Here is a 12,337-nt window from a genome sequence, read left to right as displayed (position 1 = left end):
CTTTCGCGCTATCGACAAAGCGTTGTGTTTGTCAGCTGCGAAGAAGGAAGAGTATGAAGCATTTCAGCACAATCGTCAACTCCTTCTTTTCTACTACCCAGCCCCTGAAGGCCGTCCCCTTTGTGCCGCAAACCAGTGCGTCTCATCGGGGAGGCGAATCATATCAAAGACCGTCGAAGTTTGGCAAGCGCTTTTCCAGGAACGCGTGCATGCCTTCTTTTTGCGCAGGCGTCCCGAAAGCGGCCTGGAACAGGCGGCGCTCGTAGGCGACACCATCGGTCAAGGTCGTTTCAAAGGCGCGGTTGACGCAATCCTTGATCATCATGGCCACCGAGGTCGGCATGGCGGCGATGGTCTTGGCGGCGGCCAAGGTTTCTTCCAGTAACTTATCGGCCGGCACCACGCGCGACACCAGGCCGATGCGTTCCGCCTCGGCGGCGTCGATCGTGCGCGCCGTCAGCAGCAGATCCATGGCCTTGGCCTTGCCGATGGCGCGCGGCAAACGCTGCGTGCCGCCCGCGCCTGGCGTGACGCCGACCTTGATTTCCGGCTGGCCGAATTTGGCGCTGTCGGCGGCGATCAGGAAATCGCACATCATGGCCAGTTCGCAACCGCCACCGAGCGCATAACCAGCCACCGCGCCCACCACCGGTTTGCGCACACGCAAGATATACTCCCAATTGCGGCTGATATAACCTTGGGTAAAGGTGTCGGGATACGTGTAATCGGCCATGGCGGCGATATCGGCGCCGGCGGCAAACGCTTTTTCGCTGCCCGTGAGCACGATACAGCCGATATTGTCATCCGCATCGAACTTCAGCAGGGCGTCGCCCAGCTCATTCATCATATTGTCGTTCAAGGCGTTCAATGCCTTCGGGCGATTCAGGCGGATGACCGCCACTTTGTCCTGGATATCGATGATCAAGTCTTCGTATTGCATAGTGTCTCCTCTGGATGAACGGTGCAACGATTGTAGCGGCTAACGGCAGCGGCGCGACAGGCGCGCTGCTATTATTGTGAGTCCGATCATCTTTTATCGAGCTGCGTATTTTCTCCTCCTTCTTTCAATACTGCGCCCATTACCTGCGCGGCGACGGCAGCGCCGCCAGCGTCAATTTTCGCCGTCTATGGTTCAGCAATGGCCTCAATTGCTTTGGCGCCCAGATCACCTCGCTGGCCCTGCCCCTGTGCGCGGTACTCTTGCTGCATGCAACGCCGGAACAGATGGGCGTGCTGGTCGCCCTGCAGGCGCTGCCGTTCGCCCTGTTCGGCTTGCCCGTCGGCGTGCTGCTGGATCGGCGCAGCAAGCACCCGATCATGCTCTTCAGCGAAAGCATGTCCGGCCTGGCCCTGGCCAGCGTGGCCGTGGCTTACTGGTGCGGCGTGCTGTCGATGCCGTGGTTATATATAGTGGGGTTCATCATCGGCACGGGCTTTGTCGTCGGCGGCGGCGCCGAGCAAGTGTTTTTGACCTTCCTGGTGGGCCGCGATGGCTTGATCGATGCGCAATCGAAATTCGCCGCCACCGAATCGGCTTCGCGCCTGATCGGCCCCGGCCTGGCCGGCGTGCTGGTGCAGGTCTTGTCCGCGCCCGCCGCCATCCTGTGCACGGCGTGCGCTTATCTGATTTCCGTCTTCAATTTGCGCGCCATGAGCGTGCGCGACCCACGGCCGGCGCCCTCCGACAAGCACGCCCTGCGCGACATCGCCGACGGCTTGCTGTTCGTCTGGCGCGAACCACTGCTGCGCGCACTGGCCTGGGGCGCCGGCATCTGGCACTTCCTGTTTTACGCCAGCATGGCCTTGACGGTGCTGTTCGCCACACGCAACCTGGGCATGAGCCCTGGCGTGCTGGGCATGACGCAGATGCTGGGCGGCGCCGGCGTCCTGCTCAGCGCCTTCATCGTCAAACCGCTGACGAAGCGCTATGGCGCCGGACGCACCATCCTGATCGGCCTGGCATCGACCTCGCTCTGCTTTGCCCTGACACCAACGATTCCGGCAGCACTGTTTGGCAGCGCGGTCGCCAGCGCCGTCGCTTATGCCGTGCTGATGTTCTTTTTCGATTGCGGCGTGATGCTGTTTTTTATTCCCTACCTGGGCTTGCGCCAGAAAGTCACGCCCGACCCCATGCTGGGCCGCATGACGTCGACCATGCGCTTCCTGACGGTGGCGACGGCGCCGCTGGGCGCGCTGGCCGCCGGCTGGGTAGCGGAACACTTCGGCGTGCGCAATGGCCTGGTTTGCATCGCGGCAGGCAGCATCCTGTTGACGATTGCCATGGTGTGGGGCACGCCGCTGCGTAGCGTGCGCACCTGAAGCGATGAACGGGCATACACTGCCAGAAGATTGCCTTGGCGACACTATTCATGCCAAAGCTTGCGAGGTTTGATTTATATCAAGGTTTTAATTGATGTAAATCCATAAGCTGTCTGACATCACTTGAGGAGCACGCCATGTTTAACACCATCTTATTTCCCACCGACGGCTCGCCGTTGTCCGACAAAGCCGCCGAGACCGCCCTCGCCTTCGCCCAATTGAACAAGGCCAAGCTGGTCGCCATCAGCGTGGTGCAGCCTTTCCCGTTCTCGCCGATGGCCGACGGCGGCATCGTGCTCGACGCCAGCCTGTATGAACAGCAGATGCAGGAAGCATCGCAACGCGCCATCGACAAGATCGGCGCGGCGGCACGCGCCGCCGGCGTGCCCTTCGAAGGCGTGGTGGCCGTGTCGCCGAGCCCGCACGACGAAATCGTCAATGCGGCGCAAACCCACCATTGCGACATCATCCTGATGGCCTCGCATGGCCGCAAGGGCTTGAACAAGCTGTTCGTGGGCAGCGAAACGCAAAAAGTGCTGGCGCATACGCACTTGCCAGTGATGGTCCTGCGCTAACCTTGCGCTAGCGCAATCCCCGCCCGGCGCCGCGATAAACTCAGCGCGCCGGCGCCTGCTTCGGCAGCAACACCCACACGGCGCCGCTCTGCTTCATGCGGCCCGCATTCTCGGCCGCTTCCGCGCCAAAACCAAAGAAATAATCGACACGGATCGGCCCGCGAATGGCGCCGCCCGTATCCTGCGCCATCACCAGGCGCTGCATGGGAATCTCGCTGTTGGCTTGCGTGGTGGACAGGAACACGGGCGCACCGAGCGGCAGGAAGCGCGAATCGATGGCCACCGAGCGCTGCGGCGTCAGCGGCACGCCCAGCGCCCCCTTCGGCCCCACTTTCGGATCGGGCAGGCGCTCTTCCTTGAAGAACACATAGCTGGGATTGGCATTGAACAATTCATCCTTGCGCGTGGGATGGCCGGCGATCCACGCCTTGATGCCCTGCGCCGACGCCTGGTTCAACGTCAGCTCGCCCTTGTCGACCAGGTAGCGGCCGATCGATTTGTAGGGGTGGCCGTTTTGATCCGCATACGCCACGCGCACGGTTTCCTGCGTATCGGTCAGCTGCACGCGCCCGGAACCCTGCACTTGCAGGAAGAACGCCTCGACTTCGTCATCCACCCACAGCAATTCCTTGCCCGTGACGGAGGTGGCGCGCTCGATGTCGGCGCGGGTCGCATACGGTATCACCTTCTTGCCGACCAGCTTGCCACGCAAGCGCATGTTCTTCAATTCCGGATACACGCCGGCCAGGTCGACCGAAACCAGGTCGTCGGGCACCTTGTACAGCGGCGTCTGGTACGGGCCGCCGCGCTTGCGCGCGCCGTGCAGCAACGGTTCGTAATAGCCGGTGACGAGGCCGGTGCTGGCGCCATCGGCGGTGACGACTTGATTGGGCACAAAGAAGGTTTCGAAAAACAGGCGGATGGCCTTGTCGCTGTCGGCATTCACCTGGCGCGCGATCGTGCACGATTCCTTCCAGTCAGGACGCTTCACCAGCACGCCACACGAAGCCATGAAGGCGGGCCAGGCGGCGCGCATGTCGTCGCGGGCCCAGCCAGGCAAGGCGGCAAACTTGGCGGGCACGAAGGTAGGAGCAGCCACATCCGCGGCCTCCTTGGCGTCGGCCGGCTTGGCCGGCACCGGCTTGACGACGGTCGGAGCGATGGCCGGCGCCTTGCCGCCGGTGGCAGCAGGCGGCGCCGACGGCGTGGTGCAGGCGGAAAGCGCAAGCGCGACGGCGCCGACTGAAACGGGTAGACTACCGCGTGTAAAGAGATGGCGGGTAAATACTAAGCTGCGGGTAAATAACATAGGGGTGCGTATGTGGATCTTGATGATAGAGGCGCTGGTGGCGTTCTTCTTGCTGGCATTCATAGTCTGGTGGACCATGTATTCGGGTAAAAAACCCGCACCGCCGGCACGCAAGCAGCTCGGTGAAGAGCAGGACGCCACCGAAAAACTGAAATAAGGGGGCAAGCCCCCGGCGTTTCGTCAATGCAGGGTACGCGGCACCGACAGCACGAACTCGGGAATCAAAGCTTCAAACTGATGGCCGTCTTCGGCCACGCAAAAATATTCGCCATGCATCGAGCCTTGCGGCGTGCCCAGCATGGTGCCGCTCGTGTATTCGAACTGCTCGCCCGGCTGCAGCAGCGGCTGGTGGCCGACGGCGCCCAGGCCGCGCACCTCTTCCACCTTGTTGTTCGCATCCGTGATGACCCAGTGGCGCGAAATCAGTTGCGCGCCAACGGTCCCCGTGTTGACGACGCGGATCGTGTAGCTGAACACGTGCCGCCCCTGGTCCGGCGCCGATTGCTCGGGCAGATATTGCGTCTTGACCGTTACCGTAAATTCATAAGTCGCCATCGTCATTCCTATTCAGACATTGCCAGTCGTATTGTGTGTCGCGCGCGACGCCTTGTTCATCGCGTGATGCGTATTCTGTGTTTCACCGTATTCAATCAGGCATGGTAGCGGTGTCAGGCGTAAAATAGCGCAAATCGCATTTTCTATCCTTTGGCTACTTCACCATGACAACATTCCGTATCGCTCCCAGCATCCTGTCCGCCGACTTTGCCCGCCTGGGCGAGGAAGTGCGCAACGTCGTTAGCGCCGGCGCCGACATCATCCACTTCGACGTGATGGATAACCATTACGTGCCGAACCTGACCATCGGCCCGCTGGTGTGCGAAGCGATCCGCCCCCACGTGCAAGTGCCCATCGACGTGCATCTGATGGTCAAGCCTGTCGATCGCATTATCCCGGATTTCGCCAAGGCTGGCGCGAACATCATCACCTTTCATCCGGAAGCGTCGGATCACGTGGACCGTTCCTTGCAGCTGATCCGCGACAATGGCTGCAAATCGGGCCTCGTGTTCAACCCGGGCACGCCGCTGCACTACCTGGAACACGTGATGGACAAGATCGACATCATCCTGATCATGTCAGTCAACCCGGGCTTCGGCGGCCAATCCTTCATCCCGCAAGCGCTGAAGAAAATCGCCGAAGCGCGCCGCATGATCGACGAGTCGGGCCGTGACATCATGCTGGAAGTCGATGGCGGCATCAAGATCGACAACATCGCCGCCGCCGCCGCCGCCGGCGCCGACACCTTTGTCGCCGGCTCGGCCATCTTCGGCAAGCCGGACTACAAGGCCGTCATCGACGCCATGCGCGCCGAGCTGGCATCCGTCAAGGGCGCCTGATGCAAGCGGGCACGGTGAAAGACCACGTACTGGCCGGCGTGCGCGCCGCCATCATCGACCTCGATGGCACGATGCTCGACACCGTGCCCGATTTCCATGTCGCCATCAACGGCATGCGCGCCGAACTGGACCTGGCGCCCATCAGCGCCGAGGCCATCAAGCTGATGGTGGGCAAGGGCTCGGAAAACCTGATCCGCACCGTACTGGCGCTCGACTTCGACGCGGCCGGCGTGGAGCAGCATTTCGAGCAGGCGATGGACGGTTACCAGCGCCACTACCTGGCCATCAACGGCCAGTTCAGCACCCTGTATCCGGACGTGGAAGCGGGGCTGGCGGCGATGCAGGCGGCGGGCTTGCGCCTGGCTTGCGTCACCAACAAGCCGATCGCCTTCACCCTGCCGCTGCTGAAGCTGAAAAACCTGGACCGGTATTTCGAGATCGTCTATGGCGGCGACTCGCTGCCGCAGAAAAAACCGCACCCCATGCCGCTGCTGCAAGTGTGCGCGGACTTCGACCTGCCGCCCGCCAAAGTGGTGGCCATCGGCGACTCCTCGAATGACGCGCAAGCGGCCAGGGCTGCGGCTTGCCCCGTACTGACGGTACCGTATGGCTACAATCACGGACACTCTATACACGATACCGATTCCGATGGTATAGTAAAGACACTGCTCGAAGCAGCCCGTTTCATTGGCATGCAAAACTAACCGGCATACTGACCAAACCCAACACCATATCGTGAACACGTTTCTCATCAAAAAACACAATGTCACCCAAACCGGCTCGATTGAGGCCTGGCTTTGGCGACGCTGGCAATCCTGGCAGGCTTAAGGGCCGAGCCGTTACGATTGCTGCCGTTGCACACGTCGTTTGCGCATAGTGCGCATGTAGCGTGCCCCGGCAGGTTTTTTGATAGCCCACCGCAGGGTTTGTGCACTATGCACACGCACACCCTGACGGCATGGAGAGAAACATGACCGAACTCGAATTCAAATCGCTGGGCCAGCAAGGCTACAACCGCATCCCCCTGATCGCGGAAGCGTTCGCCGACCTGGAAACCCCGCTCACCCTGTACCTGAAACTGGCACAGGTCCAACAAGGTGGCAAGAACACCTTCCTGCTCGAATCCGTCGTCGGCGGCGAACGCTTCGGCCGCTATTCCTTCATCGGCTTGCCCGCCACGACCGTATTGCGCAGCTATGGCAAACGCACCGAAATCGTCAAGAACGGCGCCGTGATCGAAGAGCACGAGGGCAATCCGCTCGACTTCATCGAACAGTTCCAGTCGCGCTTCAAGGTGGCCCTGCGCCCCGGCATGCCGCGCTTCTGCGGCGGCCTGGCCGGCTACTTCGGCTACGACACCGTGCGCCACATCGAGAAAAAACTCGCCGGCGGCGCGCCGAAGGATGACCTGAACCTGCCCGACATCCAGCTGATGGTGACGGAGGAACTGGCCGTCATCGACAACCTGTCCGGCAAGCTCTACCTGATCGTCTACGCCGACACCACGCAACCCGAATCGTTTTCGAAAGCACAGCAGCGCCTGAAGGACTTGCGCATGATGCTGCGCCGCGGTGTCGATGCGCCCGTGACCAGCGCTTCCGTGCGCACGGAAACCATCCGCGACTTTTCCAAGGAAGATTACCTGAAAGCCGTCGCCAAGGCGCATGAATACGTGATGGCGGGCGACCTGATGCAGGTGCAGATCGGCCAGCGCATCCGCAAACCGTATGTCGATTCGCCACTGACCCTGTACCGCGCCTTGCGTTCGCTCAACCCGTCGCCGTATATGTACTTCTATAATTTCGGCGACATGCAGATCATCGGCGCCTCGCCCGAGATTTTGGTGCGCAATGAAACGACGGCGGACGGCGGCAAGAAAGTCACCCTGCGCCCCATCGCCGGCACCCGTCCGCGCGGCGCCACGCCAGAGCGCGACGTCGAATTGTCGGCCGAGCTGCTGGCCGACCCGAAAGAAATCGCCGAGCACGTGATGCTGATCGACCTGGCGCGCAACGACATCGGCCGCATCGCCGAGACGGGCAGCGTGCAAGTCACCGACCGCATGGTCATCGAAAAATACTCGCACGTGCAGCACATCGTCTCGAACGTGGAAGGCACCCTCAAGGAGGGCCTGTCGAACCTGGACGTGCTGCGCGCGACCTTCCCCGCCGGCACCCTGACGGGCGCGCCGAAGGTGCACGCCATGGAAGTGATCGACGAACTGGAAATCACCAAGCGCGGCATCTACGGCGGCGCCTGCGGCTACCTGTCGTTTGGCGGCGAAATGGATGTGGCGATCGCCATCCGCACGGGCGTGATCAAGGACGGCATGCTGTACGTGCAGGCCGCGGCCGGCATCGTGGCCGACTCCATCCCCGAAATGGAATGGCAGGAAACGGAAAACAAGGCGCGTGCCGTACTGCGCGCCGCCGAACAAGTGCAAGATGGCCTGGATGGAGGGTTTTAAGATGCTGCTGATGATCGACAACTACGACTCCTTCACCTACAACATCGTGCAGTATTTCGGCGAGCTGGGCGAAGACGTGCGGGTCTACCGCAACGATGAAATCACGATCGCACAGATCGAGGCGCTGAACCCGGACCGCATCTGCATCTCGCCAGGCCCGAAAGCGCCGGCACAGGCGGGCATTTCGGTGGAAGTGCTCAGGCACTTCGCCGGCAAGAAGCCGATACTGGGCGTGTGCCTGGGCCACCAGGCCATCGGCGAAGCGTTTGGCGGCAAGGTCATCCGCGCCAAGCAAGTCATGCATGGCAAGACTTCCCTCATCGCGCATACGGGCGTGGGCGCTTTCAAGGACTTGCCCAGCCCCTTCACAGTGATCCGCTACCACTCCCTGGCGATCGAACGCGCCTCGCTGCCTTCCTGCCTGGAAGTGACGGCGTGGACGGACGACGGCGAGATCATGGGCGTGCGCCACCGGGAATACGATATCGAGGGCGTGCAGTTCCACCCCGAATCGATCCTCTCGGAGCACGGCCATGCCCTGCTGAAGAATTTCCTCGAGCGCTGATTCCCTGCGCACGCCCCGGCGTGCCATCAGTGTCCTCCTGCGCCATCATTGAAGAAGGAAGCATCATGCCGATCACCCCTCAAGAAGCCCTGCTGCGCTGCATCGAACACCGCGAGATCTTTCACGACGAAATGCTGTACCTGTTCCGCCAGATCATGTCCGGCGACATGTCGCCCACCATGATCGCAGCCCTGACCATGGGCTTGCGCGTGAAAAAGGAAACCATCGGCGAAATCGCCGCCGCCGCGCAAGTGATGCGCGAGTTTTCCACCAAGGTGCCCATGGCCGACACCACCAACCTGCTCGACATCGTCGGCACGGGTGGCGATGGCGCGCACACGTTCAACATTTCCACCGCCTCGATGTTCGTGGCGGCGGCGGCCGGCGCGCGCGTGGCCAAGCATGGCGGGCGCAGCGTGTCATCCTCGTCCGGCAGCGCCGACGTGCTCGATTCCCTGGGCGTCAACATCAACCTGCAGCCCGAGCAGATCGCCCAATCGATCGCGCAAACGGGCATCGGTTTCATGTACGCGCCCAACCACCACGCGGCCATGAAGCATGCGGCGCCCGTGCGCCGCGAGCTGGGCGTGCGCACGATCTTCAATATCCTCGGACCGCTGACCAATCCCGCCGGCGCGCCGAACATTTTGATGGGCGTATTCCACGCCGACCTGGTCGGCATCCAGGTGCGCGTGCTGCAGCGCCTGGGCGCGCAGCATGCCATCGTCGTGTATGGCCGCGACAATATGGATGAAGTCTCGCTCGGTGCGGCCACCATGGTCGGTGAACTGGTCAACGGCGAAATCCGCGAGTATGAAATCCATCCGGAAGACTTCGGCATGTCGATGATCGCCAGCCGCAACCTGAAGGTGGCCGATTCGGTCGAATCGAAGGCGAAGATGATGGAAGCGCTGCGCGGCGAGCCTGGCGCGGCTGCCGACATCGTCGCGCTGAACGCGGGCACGGCGCTGTACGCGGCCGGCGTGGCCAGTTCGATCGAAGACGGCCTGGCGCGCGCGCGCAGCGCCGTCAGCTCGGGCGCGGCCCTGGCAAAACTGGAACAGTTCGTGCAGGTGACGCAGCAACTGGGCACGCCAAAGCAAGCGTGAGCCACCCGCCCTCCTTTATAGAATAGCGACCATCATGTCCGACATACTCGATAAAATCCTGGCCGTGAAGGCCGATGAAGTGGCCAAGGCCAAAGCCCGCCGCAGCCTGGCCAGCCTGCGCGGCGACGTGGAAAGCGACGGCGCCCTGCGCGCCGACCTGCGCGGTTTTGAGGCGAGCCTGCGCCAGCACATCGCCGCCGGCAAGCCCGGCATCATCGCCGAAGTGAAAAAGGCGTCGCCATCGAAAGGCGTGATCCGCGCCGACTTCCGCCCTGCCGACATCGCCGCCAGCTATGCGGCGCATGGCGCGGCCTGCCTGTCCGTGCTGACGGACGAACAGTTCTTCCAGGGTTCCGTGGCCTACCTGCAGCAGGCGCGCGCCGCCTGCGCCCTCCCCGTGCTGCGCAAGGATTTCATGGTCGACATGTACCAGATCTATGAAGCGCGGGCCATGGGCGCCGACTGCATCCTGCTGATCGTCGCGGCGCTCGACCATGGCCTGATGGCCGAGATGGAAGCGTGCGCCCACGAATTGGGCATGGGCGTGCTGATCGAAAGCCACGATGGCGAAGAACTGACGGCGGCATTGAAACTCAAGAGCGCGCTGATCGGCATCAACAACCGCAACCTGCGCACCTTCGACACCTCGCTCGACACGACCATCAATCTCTTGCCGCGCATTCCGCAAGAGCGCCTGATCATCACGGAATCGGGCATCCACGGCACGGCCGACGTGCAACGCATGCGCGATGCGCACGTCCACAGCTTCCTCGTGGGCGAAGCGTTCATGCGCGCGCCAGACCCCGGCGTGGAGCTGCAACGCCTGTTCAGCTAAACCATGGGAGGCTGGCAGCCATGAGATTCGCGATCAGCGTCCTTGCCGCCGCCGTCCTGCTGTCGGCCTGCCAGAATGCGCCACCGCCAGCGGTGCGCACGCCAGCACCGACGCCAGCCGCGCTACAGCTCGCCGCCAGCATCGACGCCTACAAGTCGCTGGTGGCGCAGCAGATCATGGCGGCCAATGGGGCATATACGTTCAGCGGGCGCCTGCCGCCCATGCTGCCGGCCATCGTCGTGCTCGACCTGAGCGTGGGCCCGGACGGCGAACTGAAAAGCGTGCATGTGCACCGTTCGCGCGACAGCGAAGCATCGGCCGCGGCGCTGGCTGCCGTGCGGCGCGTGCCAGCGCTCTTTCCGCCGGCGGGGCACCTGATGCGCCGCCACGCCCGAACCTTCGATTTCTCCGAAACCTTCCTCTTCAACGAGCAGTATCGATTCCAGCTGCGGACCTTGTCCGGTCCGCAGTAAGCGCGCAAGCATCGCATTCGATGCGGTCGCGTCCCCGCTCCTTGGCCAGGTACAGGGCCGCGTCGGCGCGCGACAGCAGCTGTTCCAGTCCTTCCACCACCGATCCCCGGCAAGCGATGCCGATGCTGACCGTACAGGATGGCAAGCCCGCATGATTGGGCGCGCGCAGCAAGGCGCGGATGCGTTCGGCCACACCCAGCGCATCAAGCGCCGGCATGTCCGGCATCAGCACGACGAACTCCTCGCCGCCGAAACGCGCCACGCAATCCGATTCGCGCAGGGTGCCTTTGATAATGGTGGCCACATGCGCCAGCACCCGGTCGCCCACGGCGTGACCGTAGCGGTCATTGATCGACTTGAAGTAATCGAGGTCGATGCTGAGCAATGTCAGCGGCAGGCGGCGGCGCCGCGGATTGCCAATTTCCCGCGCATAGGCGTCGCCGAAGCCGCGCCGGTTCAGCACCTGCGTCAGCGGATCGTGGGTCGAGCGGCGCTCCAGTATCTGCTGCAGGCGGCGCGTCGCCACCGTCATGAAGCCCACCGTCAGCAGCAGCGCCATGAAATTGGCGACCGCCAGATAAACACCGGCGAGCGTGCCGGCCACCGTCAGGTTCACGCTGGTGCCGCCATGCAGCAAGGCCGACACGCCACGCGCCAGCACCACGACAGCTTGTATCAGCATCAGCGCGCCAAAGAAAAGACTCGAAAAGTGGCGCTCTCCATGGCGCCACACCAGTTGCACCTGGCGCGCATAAAACAGGAAGACCAGCAGGGAAAAGACCGCCACGCGCGCCGAGAAATCGGGGCGCGCCAGCAGCCACCAGCCATTGCCGGCGATGGCCAGGGCAAGTATCAGCAGATAGGCGCGGCGGCTGGGCGCCAGGCCATAGAACTTCTCCGTACCCAGCATCGACAGGCCGATGCCGGCCGCCAGCGCAGCATTGGCCGCGATCATGGACAATGCCGGCGACAGCATCTCGCGGGTGCCGAACAGCAGCGACGCGCACACCAGCAACAGCAGGCCGGCCGCCCAATGCCCCAGGCCGTCCACCTCGCGCCGGAAACTGCGATAGACCGAAAACATGACGATGCTCATCGCACCGCACATCAGGGTCGTCATCAGCATAATCGTTCGTGGATCGAGGGTTTGCACGTTGGGCGCGATCTAAAAAAAGCAGTTCGGCAATTTTAGTTTAGTTAAAGAAAAATGAGTTCATTTGCAGCAAATATGATGGCAAGCTGCCAGCCTCAGCGGATGATTTGTATTTGAGAAATTGCTGCTTGAAATAGA

14 protein-coding genes are annotated in these 12,337 nt (G+C 62.4%); 10 read left to right on the top strand and 4 right to left on the bottom strand.

The genetic code is table 11. The features are described 5' to 3' along the window. Positions 1-163 precede the first annotated feature (163 nt). The gene (locus tag J0O65_RS11875) at positions 164-940 is read right to left on the bottom strand and encodes an enoyl-CoA hydratase (protein ID WP_215406953.1); all 777 of its coding nucleotides are present in this window, start codon (positions 938-940) and stop codon (positions 164-166) included. 95 nt (positions 941-1,035) lie between these two features. Here J0O65_RS11875 and J0O65_RS11870 point away from each other — a divergent pair, with 95 nt between their 5' ends. Next, positions 1,036-2,319, top strand: a complete 1,284-nt coding sequence (locus J0O65_RS11870; protein WP_215406990.1) for an MFS transporter — start codon at positions 1,036-1,038, stop codon at positions 2,317-2,319. 137 nt (positions 2,320-2,456) lie between these two features. After that, the gene (locus J0O65_RS11865) at positions 2,457-2,894 is read left to right on the top strand and encodes a universal stress protein (RefSeq protein WP_131689922.1); all 438 of its coding nucleotides are present in this window, start codon (positions 2,457-2,459) and stop codon (positions 2,892-2,894) included. A 40-nt stretch (positions 2,895-2,934) separates the two neighbouring features. Here J0O65_RS11865 and mltA read toward each other — a convergent pair whose 3' ends face one another. Beyond that, complete coding sequence (gene mltA / locus J0O65_RS11860) at positions 2,935-4,203, bottom strand: murein transglycosylase A (RefSeq protein ID WP_251373678.1); 1,269 nt, start codon at positions 4,201-4,203, stop codon at positions 2,935-2,937. Between the two features lie 22 nt (positions 4,204-4,225). On the opposite strand from mltA, the gene J0O65_RS28120 reads away from it, so the two are divergent. Beyond that, positions 4,226-4,360, top strand: a complete 135-nt coding sequence (locus J0O65_RS28120; RefSeq protein WP_285896786.1) for a hypothetical protein — start codon at positions 4,226-4,228, stop codon at positions 4,358-4,360. 23 nt (positions 4,361-4,383) lie between these two features. Here the strand turns inward: J0O65_RS28120 and apaG are convergent, their stop codons facing one another. Beyond that, positions 4,384-4,758, bottom strand: coding sequence for a Co2+/Mg2+ efflux facilitator ApaG/CorD (apaG, locus tag J0O65_RS11855; RefSeq protein WP_215406951.1), 375 nt, complete (start codon positions 4,756-4,758; stop codon positions 4,384-4,386). Positions 4,759-4,922: 164 nt separating this feature from the next. Between apaG and rpe the strand changes: the two genes are divergently transcribed. From rpe to J0O65_RS11820, 7 genes are all read left to right on the top strand, one after another. Then, on the top strand, positions 4,923-5,597 hold the full coding sequence (rpe, locus tag J0O65_RS11850) for a ribulose-phosphate 3-epimerase (protein WP_215406949.1): 675 nt from the start codon (positions 4,923-4,925) through the stop codon (positions 5,595-5,597). Beyond that, positions 5,597-6,301, top strand: a complete 705-nt coding sequence (locus J0O65_RS11845; protein ID WP_215406947.1) for a phosphoglycolate phosphatase — start codon at positions 5,597-5,599, stop codon at positions 6,299-6,301. Before rpe ends, J0O65_RS11845 begins: the two co-directional genes overlap by 1 nt. A 266-nt stretch (positions 6,302-6,567) precedes the next feature. Next, positions 6,568-8,064 (top strand): anthranilate synthase component I, encoded by a 1,497-nt coding sequence (gene trpE / locus J0O65_RS11840; RefSeq protein ID WP_215406945.1) that lies wholly within the window; start codon positions 6,568-6,570, stop codon positions 8,062-8,064. A 1-nt stretch (position 8,065) separates the two neighbouring features. Beyond that, on the top strand, positions 8,066-8,629 hold the full coding sequence (locus J0O65_RS11835; protein ID WP_215406943.1) for an aminodeoxychorismate/anthranilate synthase component II: 564 nt from the start codon (positions 8,066-8,068) through the stop codon (positions 8,627-8,629). 65 nt (positions 8,630-8,694) lie between these two features. Next, positions 8,695-9,738: an anthranilate phosphoribosyltransferase gene (gene trpD / locus J0O65_RS11830; RefSeq protein WP_215406942.1), complete on the top strand. Its 1,044-nt coding sequence runs from the start codon at positions 8,695-8,697 to the stop codon at positions 9,736-9,738. A 34-nt stretch (positions 9,739-9,772) separates the two neighbouring features. Continuing rightward, complete coding sequence (trpC, locus tag J0O65_RS11825; protein WP_215406940.1) at positions 9,773-10,573, top strand: indole-3-glycerol phosphate synthase TrpC; 801 nt, start codon at positions 9,773-9,775, stop codon at positions 10,571-10,573. Positions 10,574-10,593: 20 nt separating this feature from the next. Next, a complete protein-coding gene (locus J0O65_RS11820) occupies positions 10,594-11,046 on the top strand; it encodes a hypothetical protein (protein WP_215406938.1) in 453 nt (150 codons plus the stop codon). Here J0O65_RS11820 and J0O65_RS11815 read toward each other — a convergent pair. Next, entirely contained in the window at positions 10,997-12,172 is a 1,176-nt protein-coding gene (locus tag J0O65_RS11815; RefSeq protein ID WP_215406936.1) for a GGDEF domain-containing protein, read from the bottom strand. The genes J0O65_RS11820 and J0O65_RS11815 overlap by 50 nt on opposite strands. Positions 12,173-12,337 lie beyond the last annotated feature (165 nt).

It is taken from the genome of Janthinobacterium sp. JC611 (assembly GCF_018682595.1).
Lineage (GTDB): Bacteria > Pseudomonadota > Gammaproteobacteria > Burkholderiales > Burkholderiaceae_D > Janthinobacterium.
This window is presented reverse-complemented; position numbering and strand designations above follow the sequence as displayed.

Bases quoted from the DNA above. Each gene is read 5' to 3' on its own strand.
- J0O65_RS11875 (WP_215406953.1), bottom strand. From the start codon at position 940: ATGCAATACGAAGACTTGATCATCGATATCCAGGACAAAGTGGCGGTC.
- J0O65_RS11865 (WP_131689922.1), top strand. From the start codon at position 2,457: ATGTTTAACACCATCTTATTTCCCACCGACGGCTCGCCGTTGTCCGAC.
- mltA (WP_251373678.1), bottom strand. From the start codon at position 4,203: ATGTTATTTACCCGCAGCTTAGTATTTACCCGCCATCTCTTTACACGC.
- J0O65_RS28120 (WP_285896786.1), top strand. From the start codon at position 4,226: ATGATAGAGGCGCTGGTGGCGTTCTTCTTGCTGGCATTCATAGTCTGG.
- apaG (WP_215406951.1), bottom strand. From the start codon at position 4,758: ATGGCGACTTATGAATTTACGGTAACGGTCAAGACGCAATATCTGCCC.
- rpe (WP_215406949.1), top strand. From the start codon at position 4,923: ATGACAACATTCCGTATCGCTCCCAGCATCCTGTCCGCCGACTTTGCC.
- J0O65_RS11845 (WP_215406947.1), top strand. From the start codon at position 5,597: ATGCAAGCGGGCACGGTGAAAGACCACGTACTGGCCGGCGTGCGCGCC.
- trpE (WP_215406945.1), top strand. From the start codon at position 6,568: ATGACCGAACTCGAATTCAAATCGCTGGGCCAGCAAGGCTACAACCGC.
- J0O65_RS11835 (WP_215406943.1), top strand. From the start codon at position 8,066: ATGCTGCTGATGATCGACAACTACGACTCCTTCACCTACAACATCGTG.
- trpD (WP_215406942.1), top strand. From the start codon at position 8,695: ATGCCGATCACCCCTCAAGAAGCCCTGCTGCGCTGCATCGAACACCGC.
- trpC (WP_215406940.1), top strand. From the start codon at position 9,773: ATGTCCGACATACTCGATAAAATCCTGGCCGTGAAGGCCGATGAAGTG.
- J0O65_RS11820 (WP_215406938.1), top strand. From the start codon at position 10,594: ATGAGATTCGCGATCAGCGTCCTTGCCGCCGCCGTCCTGCTGTCGGCC.
- J0O65_RS11815 (WP_215406936.1), bottom strand. From the start codon at position 12,172: ATGCTGATGACGACCCTGATGTGCGGTGCGATGAGCATCGTCATGTTT.